This is a genomic window from Clostridium paraputrificum AGR2156, from assembly GCF_000424025.1.
GTDB lineage: Bacteria > Bacillota > Clostridia > Clostridiales > Clostridiaceae > Clostridium > Clostridium paraputrificum.
Genome location: NZ_AUJC01000006.1, coordinates 116,702 through 134,990, shown reverse-complemented (window position 1 = coordinate 134,990; position 18,289 = coordinate 116,702). Strand labels below are relative to the sequence as shown.

Genomic DNA, 18,289 nt, shown 5'->3' with positions numbered 1-18,289 from the left:
AATAAGGAACAAGAATTATGTTACGTATGAATATTTAATTAATAAAAGAGTCCATAATTAATATGAGGCGGTGTTAATTATGGACTCTTTTTATGTAGAAGAAACTTCAATATGGAGTTTTAAGGATAGAGGAGATTGGGCTACTCATAGAGGTGACTATCCTGGAAATTGCTCCCCAAGAGTTGTTAGAAACTTACTAATTAAATATACAAAAGAAAATGATGTTATATTAGATCAATTTTTAGGTGGTGGAACGACAGCAATAGAATGTTTATTATTAAATAGAAAAATTATTGGAATAGATATAAATAAAAATGCAATTTCTATTACACAGGATAGAACACGGAAGCTAAATGGTGATAAGAGTTTATATTTAGGTGATGCTAAAAAGCTAAATTTGCAGGGAGAATCGGTTGATTTTATTTGTACCCATCCACCATATTTAGACATAATTAAATACAGCAATAATATAAAGGATGATTTATCTTTGCTAAGGAAAGAGGAATTTTATAGTGCAATGCTAGAAGTTGCAACTGAATCTTTTAGGGTATTAAAGAAGCATAGTAGGTGTGCTGTAATAATTGGTGATGTTAGAAAAAAAGGATATATCGAGCCATTAGGTTTTACTGTCATGAATATATTTATTAATGCGAGATTTTTACTAAAAGAAATAATAATTAAAGAACAACATAATTGTAAAAACACAGAAAAGTGGAGAGAAATTGCGAAAAAGAAGAATTTTTTATTAATTCAACACGAATATATATTCGTATTTGAGAAGAGCTATTCAAATTAGCTCTTTTTTAATGTAAAATATAATTTGGAGGAGTGTGAATTATGAATAAACGTGTTGTAAAAGATAGATATAGTTTATATTGTGCTGATACAGTTAAAACTTTAAAAAAGCTAGAAGAAAAATCTATAGATATGATCTTTTCGGATCCTCCATACTTTTTAAGCAATGATGGCATAACATGTTCAAATGGGAAAATGGTTTCGGTAAATAAAGGTGAGTGGGATAAATCAAATGGTTTAGATAATGATATTAAGTTTCATAAAAGATGGTTAAAAGAATGCGATAGGGTGTTAAAAGATGAAGGAACTATATGGATTTCTGGAACATATCATTGTATTCATCAAATAACATATATATTGTTAAAATTGGGATACTATATTATAAATGAAGTTACTTGGTATAAGCCTAATGCTGCACCAAATCTTGGGTGTAGGTGTTTGACTGCAAGTCATGAAACTCTAATATGGGCGAAAAAAACTAAAAAATCTAAGCATATATTTAATTATAATTTGGCTAAGGAGCTTAGTGAAGGCAAGCAAATGAGAAGTTTATGGACTATAAGTACAACACCTAGAAGTGAAAAACAATTTGGAAAACATCCAACTCAAAAACCAATTAAATTACTAGATAGAATAATTAAGATATCAACAAATGAAAATGATTTGATTTTAGATCCTTTTTGCGGTAGCTCTACAACTGGAGTAGCTGCAGTTATTAATAATAGAAGATATATTGGTATAGATATATCAGAAGAATATATAGATTTATCTATAAAAAGATTAGAAGACGTTGAACTAAGGAGGAAATAAATGAGTAATAATGAAGCGAAACCAGTATTAAAATGGGCTGGTGGAAAATCCAAACTTATACCAGAAATTGAGTCAAGATTTCCCAAAGATATAGATAAGGAAATAACTACATATATAGAGCCTTTTATAGGAGGCGGAGCAGTTTTTTTTCATATAATGAATGAATATAAATTTAAAAAGGTTATAATTAATGATATTAATAAAGAATTAGTATTAATGTATAAGGTGCTTAAAGAAAAACCTTATGAACTAATAGAAATTCTGGAAAGAAAACAAAATGAATACAATAATTTAAATTCATTAGAGGAAAAAAGTGAACTTTTTTATAGTATTAGGGAAAAGTTTAATAAAGGAAAAGGAAGTATAAGTTATGATATTATAGATATAAAAGAGATAGAACATGCTTCCTATATGATTTTCTTGAATAAAAGTTGTTTTAATGGATTATATAGGGAGAATAAAAAGGGATTATTTAATGTACCTTTTGGAAAAAAAGAAAAAATAAATATATTCGAAAAAGCAAATATTTTATCAGCAAGCAATGCGTTACAAGATGTAATTATCTTAAATGGAGATTTTGAAGGTATAGAAAGGTACATTAATGATAAAAGTTTTATTTATATGGATCCACCATACAGACCTTTAAAAAAGGATAGCTTTACAGATTATTCTAGGGAGGAATTTAATGATAATTCGCAAAAAAGGTTAGCGGAACTGTGTGAAAGAATAGATAAGGTAGGAGCTAAATTTATTCAAAGTAATTCAGATCCTAAGAATACTGATGAGAATGATGAATTTTTTGATGAATTATATAAACAATTTAAAATAGATAGAATAAAGGCAGCTAGGAATATTAATAGTAAGGGAACTGGAAGAGGAAAAGTATCTGAATTATTAATTAAAAATTATTAGATATTAATTAAAAAGGGGATGGGAGAAATGAAAAGAAATTTTGAGGAATGGTTAGATAAATTTAGGACAAGTATATCTGGATATGGATATTATATTGATTTTGATAAGGTAGTTAATAATATTGAGAAGATAAAGATTGAATTAAATATACTAAATTCATTAATAGGTTCTAAAAATATAGAAGATGATTTTGAAAAAATAGTTAATAAATATCCAGAAGTATTAAAATGTATTCCATTATTATTGGCTGTAAGACAATATGAAATTTTTGCCCAAGATGAAGAAGGAAAATTTGTTTATAATTTTAAAAAAATGAATTACGATATAGAGCAATATAAAGTATTTATGAGAAAAACAGGGTTATTTGATATTATTCAAAACCATTTGGTAAATAATTTAGTTGATTATGCATATGGGGTTGAAACAGGATTAGATTCTAATGGAAGAAAAAATAGAGGAGGTCATCAAATGGAAAATTTGGTGGAAAACTTTATTAAAAATTCGAATGTTAGAGAGTATTACAAAGAAATGTATCTTGCAGATATTGAAAAGAAATGGGATATTGACTTATCAGCGTTGTCCAATAATGGAAAAGCAAGAAAGAGATTTGATTTTGTTGTTAAAACTGATAGTATGATTTATGCAATAGAAACAAATTTTTATGGAGGAACAGGTGGAGGTTCAAAATTAAATGAAACAGCTAGAAGTTATAAAATGCTTTCTCAAGAAGCTGATACTATAGATGGGTTTACGTTTGTTTGGTTTACTGACGGAACAGCATGGAAAAGTGCTAGAGGGAATTTAAGAGAGACTTTTGATGCTATGGAAAATATATACAGTATTGATGATATGGAAAATGGAATAATGAATAAGATTTTTAAATAGATAATATAAAGGTTTATATAAAATATGAGGTTAGAGGGAAAAAGATGTATACAAAGTTAGAGAAACAAATAGTAGAAATATTTAATAAAAATAATTTTTTGCAGTTATATTATCAGAATAAAAAAGCTTTTATCAAATTAAAAACAGGTTTGGAAGTAAATAATGATTTAGATATAAAGATAGTTTTTCCAGGATATAAGACTAAAGTTAGCGGGGATAAGGTAGAAAAATATGATTATAGAGTAGATTACAACGATATTCCTGTATCACATGTTAATATAGTTATAGATTTTTATAATAAAGTGGTACAAGCTCCTCATTTGAAGTCAAAATTAGAAGAATTTATAATTGACTTAGCGATAAAAGGAAGTAATATAAATAGAGATATCTATTTAGAATTAGAAAGATTTAGATTTTTGCCGCCTAACGTAGAGTTATTACAAAAAGTGAAATTATTGCATAACAAGATTGGAAAGAAGTATCTGTTTGAGGGAAATTATAATAAAAATTATTCCATTGATGAGCTATCTAAGTTGATAACATTAATAGTAATGCAAGAAGATATTAATTATCCTATGCCAAGGTATGAGGGGAGGAGAATGAGCTTTTATAGATATTTAGAAGCTATTCACTGCGTAGATATTAATAAAAAAATAGATGAAGTTATATTGAGGGCATTATCTCATACTAGGCCTAAGTTATGGAATGAAATTGATTATAGTAAAATAAGAAATATAGTGAATTTAAAAGAGTATAGTATTACAAAAAATGATAAATTTATATTAAAGTAATTTAAGATGATACAATTATATATTATAACAAATAATTAAAATATAAATAAAGTTAAAATTCTATTGTAATAGTATTTAAAGTCAGTATCAAATTAATTGGTACTGATTTTTTTTCAGTGACAAATTCCAAATAGAATAATGTATAGAAGTACTGAATGTATAGATAGTATTGGTCAAAGATAAAGATCACTCTATTTAAGAAATACAATAACATAAAGTTACTTTTTGGTGAATATAACTTTTATGGGGTGAGAAAATTGGAAGATTATAAATGTGAATGCGGTGGAACTGCTTTTAGGTTAGTAAAACTTACAGAAAAGGATAAAGAGTACACTAATGATAAGTATCAGTTTCAATGTACAGAATGTGACAAAGTTATTAATCTTGATGAAAACAATAGAATACTTAAAACTTTCAGAAAAACAAAAAAACAATTGCAAGATGTCGAAGATACTTTTGATGAAGATATTGAGCAGCTAGAAAAATGCTTGAAAGCTTTAGAACCTATAAAAACCAATATAACTCAATTAGAACACTTGCTTAGAGAATTAAAATTTATATACTTTGAGGAAAGTGGGGAAATTCCAAGTAATATAAAATCAATTGCAACAATAATAAATAAGAACTTGCCTTATGGACATAAGGGTGAATATGAGAACACTAGCAATCTTGATAGTCAAAAATATAAGGTTAAAGATGAAGAAGGAAAAGAAATATATTCATTTGAGGTAGGTTATAATAAAAATAATAATATACAAGTCATTATAAAAGACAAAGATAAAAGGGTTAAGCAGTGGTCATTTGAGATTACTGATAGCTTTAGAGTAATACAAGTATTATTAAGAATTAATGAAAAGTTTAATTACAGCAAGTAGAAAAATTAAAAATGATTAGATGTTTTAGACTACTTCTAAATAATTAGGAGTAGTTTTTTATATTTTCACCACAAAGCATAGAAATGAAATCAAATGCCAGAAGTTGGATTGAAGTTGCAAGATATGGTATAATATTGAAAAAAGTATTTACTGGTGGGGGTATAATATGTCTTTTTTAAAGAATTTATTAGATATTAGGGAGATAAAAGGTCCAGAGTTCTATAAAGATTTTGAAAGTGAAAATAAGCAATTATATGATCTTGAAGAACTCTTTTCTAGAGTAAAAAGCGAAAAGAGAAAGAAAATACAACGAGACATAATAAATCTAAAGATAGGTCTAGAAGGGGAAAGGGCAGTAAGCTATGAGCTAAAGAATTCTTTTATTCCAATGATTTGTTTACATGATATAAGAATTGAAAATGCTGGTTATGTTGCTCAAATGGACTATATCCTAATTACAGAATATTTTATTATGGTACTTGAAACTAAAAAACTTAATGGAGATATTGTAATAAATGAAGCAGGAGAGTTTATAAGAAGATTTAAAACTAAAGAAGGAAAGGTCTTTAAGCAAGAGGGAATGTATAGCCCAATTGCTCAAAATGAAAGACATATAAGAATACTAGAAAATTTCTTAAAGGGTAATGGAATAATTAAAAGAGTTCCAATTTATTCTACAGTAATAATTGCAAATCCTAAAGCTATTATAAATAGAAGTAAAGCACCTTATGCTATAAGAAATGGCATTTATAAATATGATCAAATAACAACTATGTTAAAGAAAAAGCTAAGTAAATGCCAAAAGGATGGCAAGATGTTTGAAAGCCATATGGTTAAAATAGCTGAATTCTTATTAGAGAATAATAAGGAGATAACTTTTGATTATAATGCTAAGTATGGATTAACAGAAGAGGATTTTAAGGAAGCTACAGTTGAAGAGAATGTTGAGGTTTCAGTGCAGGAAGAAGCCTGTGTTGAGGAAGTAGCTGAAAATGAGCAAGTAGTAGCAACTGAGGTTGTGGAAGAAGAGAAAACAGAAGAGCAGGTAGAAGATAATACAAGTGATTTATATGAAGAGATAAGAAAGTATAGATATAATAAAGCAAAGGAAGAGGGGAATAAGCCATATTTTCTTTTCAATAATAATACCTTAGATTTATTAGTTAAGGAGAGACCAAGAACAAAGGAAGAGCTTTTGAAAGTTCAAGGCTTTGGACAAGTTAAGGTAGACGAGTATGGTGATGACCTTTTAAACATAATAAATAAATATGTAAATATATAAATATAGAAAAAAATCCTTTTAGAGTTATTCTAAAGGGATTTTTGTTTTTAAATAAAACATATGTATTTTCCAAATTTATTTTATTAAAACTCATTCAAAGCCGTATTTTTACTATAACTTCTTATCTTCTTAAGAAGTTAAGAACATAAGAAGTTAAGTTTTTTTCTTTATCTTTAGTATAAGTGGGGGGATATTTGTTTTGATGTGACTTAGATCTTGCCACGAAACAAGCAAAATAAATATTCCCCCAACATTTTTTAGATTAATCTTGTACTTCTCTATTTGATTCTATAGTTTTATGTTTTCCAATTGGTTTAACATTTATATTAGATCTATATTCTGTTTCTGCCCAGTATATATTTTCAGCAACTAAAGCTTCAGGGTTTAGTTCAACTCCATCTAAAATTATTTCTTTAAACCTATGATATCCAGCTCTATCTATTAAGTGGCCTCCATGTAAGTATTCAGGCTTATAATCCAATGCCCAAGCAGAAAACTTTTGCCAGTTTGCAAACATTCCTAATACTACATCTTCAGTAACAAAGTTTAAGAAAGTTTTACCCATTCTAGGAGTTTGTTTTCCTGTTCTTCCACCTATAACAACTCTATAGAATTTTTGAGGACTTCTTGTCCATGCACTTGCAGGGCAAGCTAGAACACATTCACCGCAACCAACACAGCAGCATGGGTCTTTATCTACAAGTCCATTTTTATTTAAACTTAAAACTCTAGTTGCATGATGTTCACATGCTTTTACACAAGCACCACAACCAATACATCTTTCAGGATGATATATCATTCTAGCTTGACCAATAACACCAAAGTCTTGGAAATGAGCTTTAGCACAATCATTTGGACAACCTGATACTGAAACTTTAATATGGTAGTGAGAAGGGAAGACTAGGCTTTCTATTTTATTTGCTAAATCCTTAGTGTTAGCATTTGCTTTTATGCAATGAGAATTACCTATACATGCCATAACATTTCTAGCACCTATTGTAGGATATCCATTTTCATCTACTGTCATATTACAGTTACATTCATCAACTTCAACTTCTTTTAAATAATTAGAAATATACTCATTAACAGAAGGAATATTTTTATATTTAATTCCAGGGATACTGAAGGTTTGTCTCATTCCCATATGAAAAGTACCATTACCATAAGTTTCTGCAATATATTGAATATCACTTAAATATTTAGCATTAACAAGACCTCCTGGTACACGCATTTGAAGCATAAATTCTCCAGGAATCTTTGATTGACGAAAACAATTTAATCTAACCTTTTTAATATCTATATCATGATTCATAAAAGTATCCTCCTAATCTAATAATGATTTAGCCTTAGTATAGTTAAATACAGGGCCCTCTAAGCATACATAAGTTTCATCAATTCTACAGTGTCCACATTTACCAACAGCACAAGACATTTTTCTTTCAAATGATACCCAGATTTTTTCTTCAGGAACACCAAGTTTTAGCATTTCAAGAGCTGTAAAGTGCATCATTACTGGTGGCCCAACTATAACAACTTCATAGTTATCTTCAAAAGAGTCTAAAGGAAGTTTTGATAAATGTTTAGTTACAAGACCTTGTTCCCAACCATCTTTTTCACCCTTATCTAGTGTATATATTGTATTAAATTTCTCTCTCCATTTATCTAATTCAGGTTTGAACAATATAGAATCTATATCTTTAAAGCCAAAGATTAAACTTAATGATTTAACATAATCTTCTTCAATATAAAATTTATTAATCATACTTCTTACAGGGGCAACTCCTGTACCACCAGCAATTATAATTAAATTTTTATTTTTAAACTTTTCAACTGGCCATCCTTTACCATATGCTCCTCTTAAGAAGATTTTATCCCCTGATTGTAATTTGAAAAGCTCATCAGTTACCTTTCCAACAGATCTTATTGTAAAGTCCATATATCCTAGTCCAAATCCGCTTACAGAAATAGGTGCTTCGCCAATTTTAGGTAGTGATAGTTGTAGGAATTGTCCATGCTCAGGAACTATATCAGTTGCAACTCTAAAAGTGTATTCATGGTTAGTTTCATGAGTAACGCTAATAATTTCATATGATTTAGGTGTTAATATATTGTTTTCCATATTATTTTCCCTCCATAATTTCATTAACTGCATTATTTACTTTGTTTATTGTAGCTGTAATTGAAATATGTTCAGGGCATCTATCAGTACATCTACCACAACCAACACACATATGCTCATCTCCAAATTGAGCTTTATAATCATGAATTTTATGAAGAACTTTATATCTCATTTTATCTGCCTTAGTTGTTCTAAAGTTATGTCCTCCAGCCATTTCATCAAAACCATCTATGTGACAAGATGCTTGTACTCTTCTTCTTTCACCAATTTTACCTAGAGAATCATATACAATATCACGTGTAGTATAGCAAGAACATGTGCTACAAGCTATTGTACAACTTCCACAACCAAGGCATCTTTTGTTGTATTCATCCCACATTGGATGATTTTTAAGCTTTATTAATATTTCTTTATCATTAATTTCAGGAATTGTTACCTTTGCTTCATTTTCTTCAATAAATTTTAGTTCAAATTCTTCTTCTGTTTTATCATTGAAAAATTTACTGAATTCCTTATCTTTAACATCAAAAAGTAAAGAAGATTCATTAAATCTTACAGCTAAAGAGTAATCATCAGTCTTATTACTGTTCATTGATACGCAGAAGCAAGTGTCAAATCCATCAACACATTCAATACAAATAAATTTAATTCTTTCTCTTATCCTTTTATAGAAGGTATCTTCAAAGTTACCATTGTGAAGATAAATCATATCTTGTCTTCTTTGTGCATTAATATCACAAGGTCTAGCAAAAATTAATATCTTTTTGTTATGACCTATAGAACTTTCTCTAAATTCATCTTCTGTAAAGTAATAAAGTGTTTGAGTAATAGGAGTTATTACTTCCTTTACTGGATAGTGTGATTTTTCCTTAAATTCAATTTCTTCTACAGTAGAAACTTCATCATACTTTATAATGTCTGTGTCTGAGTATCTACCTTGTTTTTTAAATCTCTTTGGTGCATAAATCTTGTATTCTTTCTTTAAGTCTTCAAATAAAGTATTTACTTCTTGGAATGATAGATTATATCCCATATGATACCTCCTAAAATAGTTTTATTTTTAACAATCTTTCTGATTTGATTATATAGCTACATATGAAAAAAATATAATATCAAAAAAATATGGGAATCATAAGTAAAACCTATAATAAAAAATACTTAATTTAAATAGACTTTAATTCCATTAATAGTACTGTATAGTAGAATATAAATTAAAATGGTAAAATATAGACATAAAGTCTATATTAAGGAGAAATATTGTGGATATAAGTAAAAACCTAATAATGGTTATGAATAATAAAACAAATAAATTTGAAGATAAAACAAAAGAAATAAAATGGATTAATGATTATAAGGACACGTGGAAGCGTAAAGTTACATATACAAACGAAAAAACATATACCTACAACTACAACAATATCCAATGGTTTAAAGATCCTACAGAAATAGATTGCAAATCTAATGTAGTATTTTACAAAGGAGAACCAAGAAATGGAGCATTAAAAATCTTAGATTTTAATGAATACATAAAAATATTTTTTAAAAATGATTACACTGAAATCCATGAAAAAAGATACATAAGAATAGAAAAGTCATCTCTAGACAGTGCAAAGTCTAAAAGTTGTTTTAAGTATTTAAAGCATCTATCATCCCTAATAAAAATAGATGAAACAAATTTCCTAGAAAAACAATATGAAAAAATGGAGTTTATAAGTCCTAATAGTGTTTTGTCAAAATACCTTAATGGTAAAAATCCAAAAGAAAGAAAAAAATATGAGAGTTTTATATATCCCTTTGGTTTTAATATAAGCCAAAAGGAGGGTACAGAAAAGGCTCTAAATAGTGAAATTAGCATAATTGAGGGGCCTCCTGGTACAGGAAAAACTCAAACAATTTTAAATATTATATCCAATGCAATAATTAATAATAAAACTGTAGGGGTTGTATCAAACAATAACTCTGCAACCTCAAATGTTATAGAAAAGCTTAATAAATATGGTGTTGGCTTTATAGCTGCCTTTCTTGGAAATACAGAAAATAAAGAGAAATTTATAGATGGCCAAGATGGGGCTTATCCTTCTATGGAGGGGTGGTTCTTTAATTTTAGTGATGAAAAGGAACTTAAGAACAAGCTACTTCAGGTAGAAAATCATTTAAATGAAATGCTAAATAGAAAAAATGAATTAGCAAAGCTAAAGGAAGAACTAGATGGAATAAAAGTGGAGAAGGAGCATTATTTAAGCTCTACTGAAAAGCCTAATATACTTCCTTATAGGAGCTTGTATAGAAAAACTCCAGATAGAATACTTACTTTATGGAATAATATCCAGTATCACATAGAGAATAAGGGGGATTTTACTACCTTAGATAAGGTTAAGTATTTAATTAAGTTTGGTATATATTCCTTTAAGTTTTATGATAACCCTAGTGAAGAGGTGGTTTTATTATTACAGAACTTATATTATGAGATGAAAATTGAAGAGCGTGAGAAAAGAATTACTGAAATAAGCAAGTCCCTAGAAAGATATAAGTTTGAAGATAAGATGAAGGAGTATACTGATCTTTCTATGAAGTTATTTAAATCTAGTTTATATAAAAGAAAGGGAAATAAAAGTGCAAGAAGTAGGTTTTCTAAGGATGATTTATGGAAAAACTTTGGGGATGTGGTTAAGGAGTATCCTGTAATTTTAAGCACCACTCATTCCTTAAGAAATTCCATAGGGGAGAACTATTTATTTGATTATGTAATTATAGATGAATCATCTCAAGTGGACATTGTTTCAGGGGCTTTAGCCCTATCTTGTGGGAAGAATGTTGTAATTGTTGGGGATGAGAAGCAATTGCCTAATGTGGTATCCGATGATTTGAAGGTTAAAACAAATGAGGTGTTTTATAGCTATGATTTAGATGAAGCTTATAATTATAGTGAAAAGAGCCTACTTACTTCTATAAAAACCTTGTATCCAGATGTTCCTTATACTCTTTTAAAGGAGCATTACAGGTGTAATCCAAAGATAATAGGCTTTTGTAATGAGAAGTTTTATAATGGAGAGCTTATTCCTTTAACGGAAAATAATATAGATAATCCTCTAATGGTTTATAAAACAGTGGAGGGAAATCATGCTAGAGGTAAGTTTAATCAAAGGGAGCTTGATGTTATCTTTGATGAAGTAATTCCTAAGGAAAACCTACAAAATTTAAATGAATCCATAGGGATAATATCTCCCTATAGACTTCAAGCTGATGAGATTAGAAAGTATATTGGTGATTTAGATATTGAAGCAGACACTGTTCATAAGTTCCAAGGTAGGGAAAAGGATAACATTATAATATCTACAGTTTCTAATGAGATGAATGACTTTATTTCTGGTTCTAATTTAATTAATGTTGCAGTTTCTAGAGCTGTTAATAGGCTGATTCTTGTGGTTTCTGGAAATAAGGAGTTTATTGAAACTGAGAGCAATATTGGAGATTTAATTAGATATATTAGCTACAACAATGTGGAGTGTATAAAGGAAAGCAAGGTTAACTCTATTTTTGATTATTTATATAAATCCTATAATGATAGAAGGTTAGAGCTACTAAAAAACACCAATAAGTCAAGGTATGATTCTGAAAATCTTATGGTAAATTTATTAGAGGGTATTTTGGAGGATGAGAAAGATTTAAGTATAGGCTATGATATGCATTATCCTTTGAGAAACTTAATAAGGGACACTTCTTTACTTAATGATAGAGAGAAAAGCTATGTAGGAAATATTAATACTCATGTGGATTTTATATTGTTTAATAAGCTTGATAAATCTCCTGTTTTGGTTATTGAGGTTGATGGATTTAAGTATCATGATGAAAATGAAGTTCAGCTAGAACGTGATAATATTAAGAATTCTGTTTTGGAAAAGTATGAGATTCCTTATTTAAGGTTGAAGACTAATGGTAGTGATGAAGAAAAGAGGATAAGAGAAGCATTAATATCTTAGGATAAGAGGTGAATAATATGGCTATGTGGAATCCTTGGCGTGGATGTAAAAAGTGCAGTGATGGATGCAAGTTTTGTTATATTCATAAGGGAGATTATAAAAGAAAAGTAGATACTAGTAAAATAGTTAAAACAAAAGATTTTTATAAGCCTATAGAGAAATTAAAAAATGGAACTTATAAGATTAAGTCAGGAATAGTATATCTATGTTTTTCATCAGACTTCTTTATTGAAGAAGGGGATCAATGGAGAGATGAGTGCTGGAATATGATAAAAGAAAGAAGTGATTTAACCTTCTTATTTCTAACTAAGAGAATAGATAGATTTAAGGATTGTATTCCTGATGATTGGAATGAGGGGTATGATAATGTAGTAGTTTGTTGTACTATTGAAAACCAGAAGAATGTAGATTATAAGCTTTCAATTTTTAGGGATTTCCCTGCAAAGCATAAATGTATTACAGCACAGCCACTATTGGAAGAAATACATATTGAAAAATATTTGAAAGACATTGAACTTGTTGTAGTTGGAGGAGAGTCTGATTATAATGCAAGACCATTAGATTATGATTGGGTTCTTAGTATTAGAAAGCAATGTATGGACGCAAATGTGAACTTTGAATTTAGACAGTGTGGCACACACTTTATTAAGGATAAAAAACTATATAAGCTACAGGTGAAGGATTTATGTAAACAAGCCAAGTTAGCTAATATAGATTATAAAGCAACTTAGAAATAGAAACTACTTCTAAATTAGAGGTAGTTTTTTTTGTATTTAAAGATAAAAAACTTACCACTTACTTTTGAAAAATTACCACTTGTTTTACTTTTGTTTACAAAAAGATACCATAAGTTATAATTTATATTGTGGAGTGTGAGGAGATGAAAATAAGGATTGAAGTTGATGAGAATATTCAAGATGATGAAGTTATCATAAGATGTGCTAATTTAAATGAAGATATACAAAATCTTCAAAGTGCAATTAAAGATGCTTTATCCCAAAAGAATAGAATAATATTCTACAAAGATAATACACAGTTTTATATATCTTTAGATGAAATATTGTTTTTTGAAACAGAAGAAACAAGTATTAGTGCACACACATTAAATAATGTTTATGAGGTTAAATATAAGCTTTATGAGCTAGAAGAAATACTGCCTAATAATTTTATGAGGGTTTCCAAATCAACAATACTAAATGTAAATTATATTTATTCCATAACTAGAAATCTTACATCCTCAAGTCTTGTTGAATTTAAGAACACACATAAAAAGGTTTATGTTTCAAGATATTATTATAAACCATTAAAAATTAAGTTATTAGAAATGAGGAGATAAAATGAAAAAGGAAAGAGTTTTTTGGGGTCTATTTCTTGTAATAGCTGGAATAGTCTTAGTTGTTAGTAAGCTTGGATATTTTGCAGGCGTTAATTTGTTTAGTTTAGTTGCTACAGTATTTTTAGTTGCAATTATTATAAAAAGTGTATTTAAGATGAATTTTGCAGGCATTCTATTTCCATTAGCATTTATAGGAATACTTTTTGATGATCAGCTTGGAATTACTGCAATTACTCCATGGACAGTATTAATTGCTGCAACATTAGGAAGTATAGGGCTATCAATTATATTCCCTAAGAAAAAGAAATGGTATGGTAGAAACTATGATTATGATTGTAATGTTATTGATGTAGAAGATGATAGTCATATTAAGTTGGAAACTTTATTTTCTGGCAGTACTAAATATGTAAATTCTGACTCATTAGAACAAGTAGATCTAAAATGTAATTTTGGTGGTAGTACGGTATATTTTGATAACGCAAAGCTAAATGGTGGAAAAGCCATTGTAAGGTTAGATGTTAACTTTGCTGGTGTAGAATTATATGTGCCTAAAACATGGACTGTTGTTAGCAATGCAAATGTATCTTTAGGTGGAATAGATGAAAAGAATAAAGGAATAGGTAATGGAGAAAATATCTTAACTTTAGTTGGAAATGTTAGTTTCTCTGGTATAGAAATAATTTATATTTAAAGGTAATAAAGCTACTTCTAAGAAATTAGGGGTAGCTTTTTTAATTTCCTTACCTTTAGTACGCGTGGGGGGGATATTTGTTTTGATGTGACTTGGAGCGTAGAGACGGAACAAACAAAATAAATATCCACTCCACCTTTTTTATGCAAAGTTCAAATTCTAAAAGGAATTTTCTATAGCAATATAGAATTATATATTTAAACAGATAATATTTTGAAGGGAGAGATATTTATGGAAATGAAGAGAGTTTTAATACCTGTTGATGGAACTGAAAGGAGTATGCATTCTCTAGATTTTATTAAGGGTATATTTCCTAAGGATTCAGTTCACATTACCCTAATGAATGTTAAAGAGTTAGTTTTTATTAATGGTATGGCAGTAGCAGAAGAGCTTAAGGATGCTCAGGAAATTGGACAACAAATACTTGATAAAGCTGCTGAAAGAATGCAGGGATATTCCATATCAACATACTTTACCTTTGGATATGCAGGAGATGAAATATTAAAGAAAGCAAAGGAAGATAAAACAAATGTAATAATAATGACTAAGTCAACTAAGAGTGCATTAATAAGAATGATAGGATCAACAACATCACATGTAGTAAAAGGAGCTAAATGTGTAGTGATGATAGTCCCAGAATAAAAAGAGGTTGTTCACGCAACCTCTTTTTTAATTTCCTTATCTTTAGTATGAGTGGGTGGTTATTTGTTTTGATGTGACTTTGGAGCATAGCGACGGAACAAGCAAAATAAATACATACTCTACTTTTTATAGTTATTATAACTTCAATTTAGATAATAAAAAATTTCATAAAATGAAATTTTTAAATCTTTTTTCTGTAAGGTGATATATTATAGACATCCAAAGAAAACATTTACAGAAAAGAGGTATGGATATGAAGAAAAATGCAGTAGTTATAGTAGGTGCAGGAAGCACACACACACCAGGAATAATTCAAAGTTTATTACAAAAGAAGGATGAATTTCCTTTAAGAAAATTAGCTTTATTTGATATCGATGAAAAGAGATTACATTTAGTATATGATATCATGAAGCAATTCATTAATGAGACTTATCCAGGTCTTGAGGTTGTAGTTACAACAAATGAAGAAGAGGCTTATACAGATATAGATTTTGTATTTGCTCAAATTCGTCAAGGTGGATTAAAGTTAAGAAGTTCAGATGAAAAGATTCCATTAAAATATGGAGTAGTTGGACAAGAGACTTGTGGTCCTGGAGGATCAATTTCTTATGGAATGCGTTCAATTCCAGCTATAATTCATATCATAAAGATGGCAAAGAAGTATTCTCCAAATTGTTGGATTTTGAATTATTCAAACCCAGCAGCAGTTGTTGCAGAGGCTACAAGAAGAGAGTTCAATAATGAAAGAATACTAAATATATGTGATATGCCAACAGCAATTCTGTTATCTTACTCTAAGATGTTAGGCTTAGATAGCTGGCAATCACTAGATCCATGTTATTTTGGATTAAATCACTTTGGATGGTTCACAGCTTTATATGATAAAGAAGGAAAGGATCGTTTACCAGAATTAAGAGAAATGATATTAACTTCTGGTATGACAGCTTGTAGTGATAAGCATCATAAAGATAAGGATTGGCAAAAAACATGGAAGCAATATGCAGAGATAGTTAAGGATTATCCTGACTTCTTACCAAACAGCTATCTTCAATACTATTTATATTCATCAGAAATGGTAGCCAAAATGGATATAAATCGTACAAGAGCAGATATGGTTATAGAAGGACGTGAACAAGAAATGTTTGCAGAACACAAGAAATATTTAGAGTCACCAGAAAGCTACAAGAGTCCATTACAAGAGTTTACAGTATTTGGCGATTTTATAGTTGATGCAGCTTCATCTATTGCATACAATAAGGGAGAACGTTTCTTAGTAATTGTAGAAAATAATGGAGCTATCCCTAATATGCCAGCAGATGCAATGGTAGAAGTACCAGCATATATACGTTCATGGGGGCCAGAGCCAGTGTCAATTCCTGCAATACCAACCTTCCATAAAGGAATGATGGAAAATCAATTAGCTTCAGAAAAATTAGCTGTAGATGCTTATTTTGAAAATTCTTATGATAAAGCATTACAAGCTATAGCTATAAACAAAACAGTACCATCTACAACAGTTGCAAGAAAAATTTTAGATGACTTAATTGAGGCAAACGGTGATTATTGGCCAACATTAAAATAAAGAACGAAAGATAAGGGGGATTTTCATGGATAAGAAAAAAATATTTAGCTCATTTCAAAAACTAGGTAAAGTTCTAATGGCACCTGTTTTACTTTTACCTATTTCAGGTATTCTTGTTGGTGTTGGTAGTGCATTTACAAATGCTAGCTTAGTTGAAGTTGCACCTTTTTTAGGGAATAGTTTCTTTTCTCTTATATTCCAATTAATGAAGGATGCAGGTAACGTTGTAAATAATAATATTTCAATTATTTTTGCTATATGTATTGCGTATGGATATGCTAAGTCTGAAAAAGCTACAGCAGCATTATCAGGCTTCTTAGGATATATGACAATGAATACAATAATGGGAAGTTTTTTAATTGCTAGAGGTGTTATAGATACAAGCAATTTAATAACTGGGCAAAAAGCAATTTTAGGTGTAACTACTTTAGATACTGGTGTATTTGGTGGTATTATAATTGGTCTTATAGTAAGTTATCTTCATAATAAGTATTATAAGATACAATTACCTCCAGTATTAGGTATCTTTAATGGAACACGTTTTATACCTGCAATTACAATTATAGTTTCTAGTTTTGTAGGTATTGGGTTATCGTTTATATTTCCTCCTATACAAAATGCTTTAGAGCTATCTTCTGAATTTATTAATTCAACAGGTGTGTTTGGAGCATTTGTATACGGATTTGCAGAGCGTATGTTATTGCCTTTTGGGTTACATCACTTTATATATCTTCCATTCTTCTTTACATCTCTTGGTGGTGTAATGGAAATTGGAGGTCAAACAGTAGAGGGAGCTGTAAATATATATAATGCAATATTAAATACTCCTGGTGCTATGTTTGATATTAATATAAGTAGATATGTAATGAATGGTAAAGTATTATTTGCTATGTTTGGTTTAACAGGTGCGGCACTTGCAATATATAAGACTGCAAAGAAGGAAAATAGAAAGAAAGTAGCATCTCTTATGATAGCAGCAGTTATACCTTGTGCACTTATGGGAATTACTGAACCACTAGAGTATAGTTTCCTTTTCGTAGCACCTATGCTATTTGGAGTTCATGCTTTATTGTCAGGAATAGCTTATGTATTAACATATATAGTTCAATTTAATGTAGCAGGACCATCAGCCTTTGGAGGACCATTATTATCATGGATATTCAATGGAATATTAAATGCTGATAAGGGATCTAACTGGTATTGGTTACCTATACTTGGAATAGTCTATTTTGCAGTTTACTATTATGTATTCAAATTTGTAATTATTAAATTCAATTTAAAAACCCCTGGAAGAGAAGTTGTAGATGTAGAAGAAAATGCAGTAAGTGAAAGTAATACAGGAGATTTAATTCCTAGAATAGTAGAAGCTGTTGGTGGCAAAGATAATATTTTAAAAGTAGAAGCATGTTTTACTAGATTACGCTTAACACTAAAAGACACCTCGGTAATAGAAAAAGATGAGTATTTCAAAAACGAATTATCTGCTAATGGAATAGTTAAGGTTGCTCAAGGTGTACAAATTATTTATGGCAATAAAGCTTCTGTTTATAAAACTGAAATGAGAGAATATTTAGGTATTGAATAATTAC

17 protein-coding genes are annotated in these 18,289 nt (G+C 29.2%); 14 read left to right on the top strand and 3 right to left on the bottom strand.

The genetic code is table 11. The annotated features are described in order from the left end of the window. Positions 1-79 precede the first annotated feature (79 nt). The 7 genes from G594_RS0107390 to G594_RS0107355 all read left to right on the top strand — a co-directional run bounded on the left by G594_RS0107390 (position 80) and on the right by G594_RS0107355 (position 6,350). Positions 80-796 (top strand): TRM11 family SAM-dependent methyltransferase, encoded by a 717-nt coding sequence (locus tag G594_RS0107390; protein ID WP_034866099.1) that lies wholly within the window; start codon positions 80-82, stop codon positions 794-796. Between the two features lie 41 nt (positions 797-837). Continuing rightward, entirely contained in the window at positions 838-1,605 is a 768-nt protein-coding gene (locus G594_RS0107385; protein ID WP_027097999.1) for a DNA-methyltransferase, read from the top strand. Beyond that, complete coding sequence (locus G594_RS0107380; protein WP_027097998.1) at positions 1,606-2,517, top strand: DNA adenine methylase; 912 nt, start codon at positions 1,606-1,608, stop codon at positions 2,515-2,517. A gap of 27 nt (positions 2,518-2,544) precedes the next feature. Then, positions 2,545-3,402 carry a type II restriction endonuclease gene (locus tag G594_RS0107375; protein ID WP_027097997.1) on the top strand — a complete coding sequence of 286 codons (858 nt, stop codon included), beginning with the start codon at positions 2,545-2,547 and terminating at the stop codon, positions 3,400-3,402. Positions 3,403-3,446: 44 nt separating this feature from the next. Further along, entirely contained in the window at positions 3,447-4,193 is a 747-nt protein-coding gene (locus G594_RS18545; protein ID WP_051195934.1) for a hypothetical protein, read from the top strand. 257 nt (positions 4,194-4,450) lie between these two features. Continuing rightward, a complete protein-coding gene (locus G594_RS0107365; protein WP_027097996.1) occupies positions 4,451-5,068 on the top strand; it encodes a hypothetical protein in 618 nt (205 codons plus the stop codon). Between the two features lie 166 nt (positions 5,069-5,234). After that, positions 5,235-6,350 carry an NERD domain-containing protein gene (locus G594_RS0107355; RefSeq protein ID WP_027097995.1) on the top strand — a complete coding sequence of 372 codons (1,116 nt, stop codon included), beginning with the start codon at positions 5,235-5,237 and terminating at the stop codon, positions 6,348-6,350. 262 nt (positions 6,351-6,612) lie between these two features. On the opposite strand, the gene asrC is transcribed toward G594_RS0107355, so the two are convergent. The 3 genes from asrC to asrA are packed head-to-tail and all read right to left on the bottom strand — an operon-like array spanning position 6,613 to position 9,502. After that, positions 6,613-7,662, bottom strand: coding sequence for a sulfite reductase subunit C (gene asrC, locus G594_RS0107350; RefSeq protein WP_027097994.1), 1,050 nt, complete (start codon positions 7,660-7,662; stop codon positions 6,613-6,615). Positions 7,663-7,674: 12 nt separating this feature from the next. Next, positions 7,675-8,469: an anaerobic sulfite reductase subunit AsrB gene (gene asrB, locus G594_RS0107345; RefSeq protein ID WP_027097993.1), complete on the bottom strand. Its 795-nt coding sequence runs from the start codon at positions 8,467-8,469 to the stop codon at positions 7,675-7,677. A gap of 1 nt (position 8,470) precedes the next feature. Further along, complete coding sequence (asrA, locus tag G594_RS0107340) at positions 8,471-9,502, bottom strand: anaerobic sulfite reductase subunit AsrA (protein ID WP_027097992.1); 1,032 nt, start codon at positions 9,500-9,502, stop codon at positions 8,471-8,473. Between the two features lie 226 nt (positions 9,503-9,728). On the opposite strand from asrA, the gene G594_RS0107335 reads away from it, so the two are divergent. From G594_RS0107335 to G594_RS0107305, 7 genes are all read left to right on the top strand, one after another. Then, a complete protein-coding gene (locus tag G594_RS0107335; protein ID WP_027097991.1) occupies positions 9,729-12,449 on the top strand; it encodes an AAA domain-containing protein in 2,721 nt (906 codons plus the stop codon). Positions 12,450-12,466: 17 nt separating this feature from the next. Continuing rightward, entirely contained in the window at positions 12,467-13,180 is a 714-nt protein-coding gene (locus tag G594_RS0107330; protein ID WP_027097990.1) for a DUF5131 family protein, read from the top strand. 149 nt (positions 13,181-13,329) lie between these two features. After that, on the top strand, positions 13,330-13,785 hold the full coding sequence (locus G594_RS0107325; protein WP_027097989.1) for a LytTR family DNA-binding domain-containing protein: 456 nt from the start codon (positions 13,330-13,332) through the stop codon (positions 13,783-13,785). 1 nt (position 13,786) lies between these two features. Then, on the top strand, positions 13,787-14,476 hold the full coding sequence (locus G594_RS0107320) for a LiaF transmembrane domain-containing protein (protein WP_027097988.1): 690 nt from the start codon (positions 13,787-13,789) through the stop codon (positions 14,474-14,476). Between the two features lie 231 nt (positions 14,477-14,707). Further along, on the top strand, positions 14,708-15,118 hold the full coding sequence (locus G594_RS0107315; protein WP_027097987.1) for a universal stress protein: 411 nt from the start codon (positions 14,708-14,710) through the stop codon (positions 15,116-15,118). Positions 15,119-15,371: 253 nt separating this feature from the next. Next, positions 15,372-16,700 carry a family 4 glycosyl hydrolase gene (locus G594_RS0107310; protein WP_027097986.1) on the top strand — a complete coding sequence of 443 codons (1,329 nt, stop codon included), beginning with the start codon at positions 15,372-15,374 and terminating at the stop codon, positions 16,698-16,700. 25 nt (positions 16,701-16,725) lie between these two features. Next, the gene (locus G594_RS0107305) at positions 16,726-18,285 is read left to right on the top strand and encodes a PTS transporter subunit EIIC (protein ID WP_027097985.1); all 1,560 of its coding nucleotides are present in this window, start codon (positions 16,726-16,728) and stop codon (positions 18,283-18,285) included. The last annotated feature ends 4 nt before the right edge of the window (positions 18,286-18,289 follow it).

Coding starts and splice junctions, on each gene's coding strand:
- G594_RS0107390 (WP_034866099.1), top strand. CDS start 80: ATGGACTCTTTTTATGTAGAAGAAACTTCAATATGGAGTTTTAAGGAT.
- G594_RS0107385 (WP_027097999.1), top strand. CDS start 838: ATGAATAAACGTGTTGTAAAAGATAGATATAGTTTATATTGTGCTGAT.
- G594_RS0107380 (WP_027097998.1), top strand. CDS start 1,606: ATGAGTAATAATGAAGCGAAACCAGTATTAAAATGGGCTGGTGGAAAA.
- G594_RS0107375 (WP_027097997.1), top strand. CDS start 2,545: ATGAAAAGAAATTTTGAGGAATGGTTAGATAAATTTAGGACAAGTATA.
- G594_RS18545 (WP_051195934.1), top strand. CDS start 3,447: ATGTATACAAAGTTAGAGAAACAAATAGTAGAAATATTTAATAAAAAT.
- G594_RS0107355 (WP_027097995.1), top strand. CDS start 5,235: ATGTCTTTTTTAAAGAATTTATTAGATATTAGGGAGATAAAAGGTCCA.
- asrC (WP_027097994.1), bottom strand. CDS start 7,662: ATGAATCATGATATAGATATTAAAAAGGTTAGATTAAATTGTTTTCGT.
- asrB (WP_027097993.1), bottom strand. CDS start 8,469: ATGGAAAACAATATATTAACACCTAAATCATATGAAATTATTAGCGTT.
- asrA (WP_027097992.1), bottom strand. CDS start 9,502: ATGGGATATAATCTATCATTCCAAGAAGTAAATACTTTATTTGAAGAC.
- G594_RS0107330 (WP_027097990.1), top strand. CDS start 12,467: ATGGCTATGTGGAATCCTTGGCGTGGATGTAAAAAGTGCAGTGATGGA.
- G594_RS0107325 (WP_027097989.1), top strand. CDS start 13,330: ATGAAAATAAGGATTGAAGTTGATGAGAATATTCAAGATGATGAAGTT.
- G594_RS0107320 (WP_027097988.1), top strand. CDS start 13,787: ATGAAAAAGGAAAGAGTTTTTTGGGGTCTATTTCTTGTAATAGCTGGA.
- G594_RS0107315 (WP_027097987.1), top strand. CDS start 14,708: ATGGAAATGAAGAGAGTTTTAATACCTGTTGATGGAACTGAAAGGAGT.
- G594_RS0107310 (WP_027097986.1), top strand. CDS start 15,372: ATGAAGAAAAATGCAGTAGTTATAGTAGGTGCAGGAAGCACACACACA.
- G594_RS0107305 (WP_027097985.1), top strand. CDS start 16,726: ATGGATAAGAAAAAAATATTTAGCTCATTTCAAAAACTAGGTAAAGTT.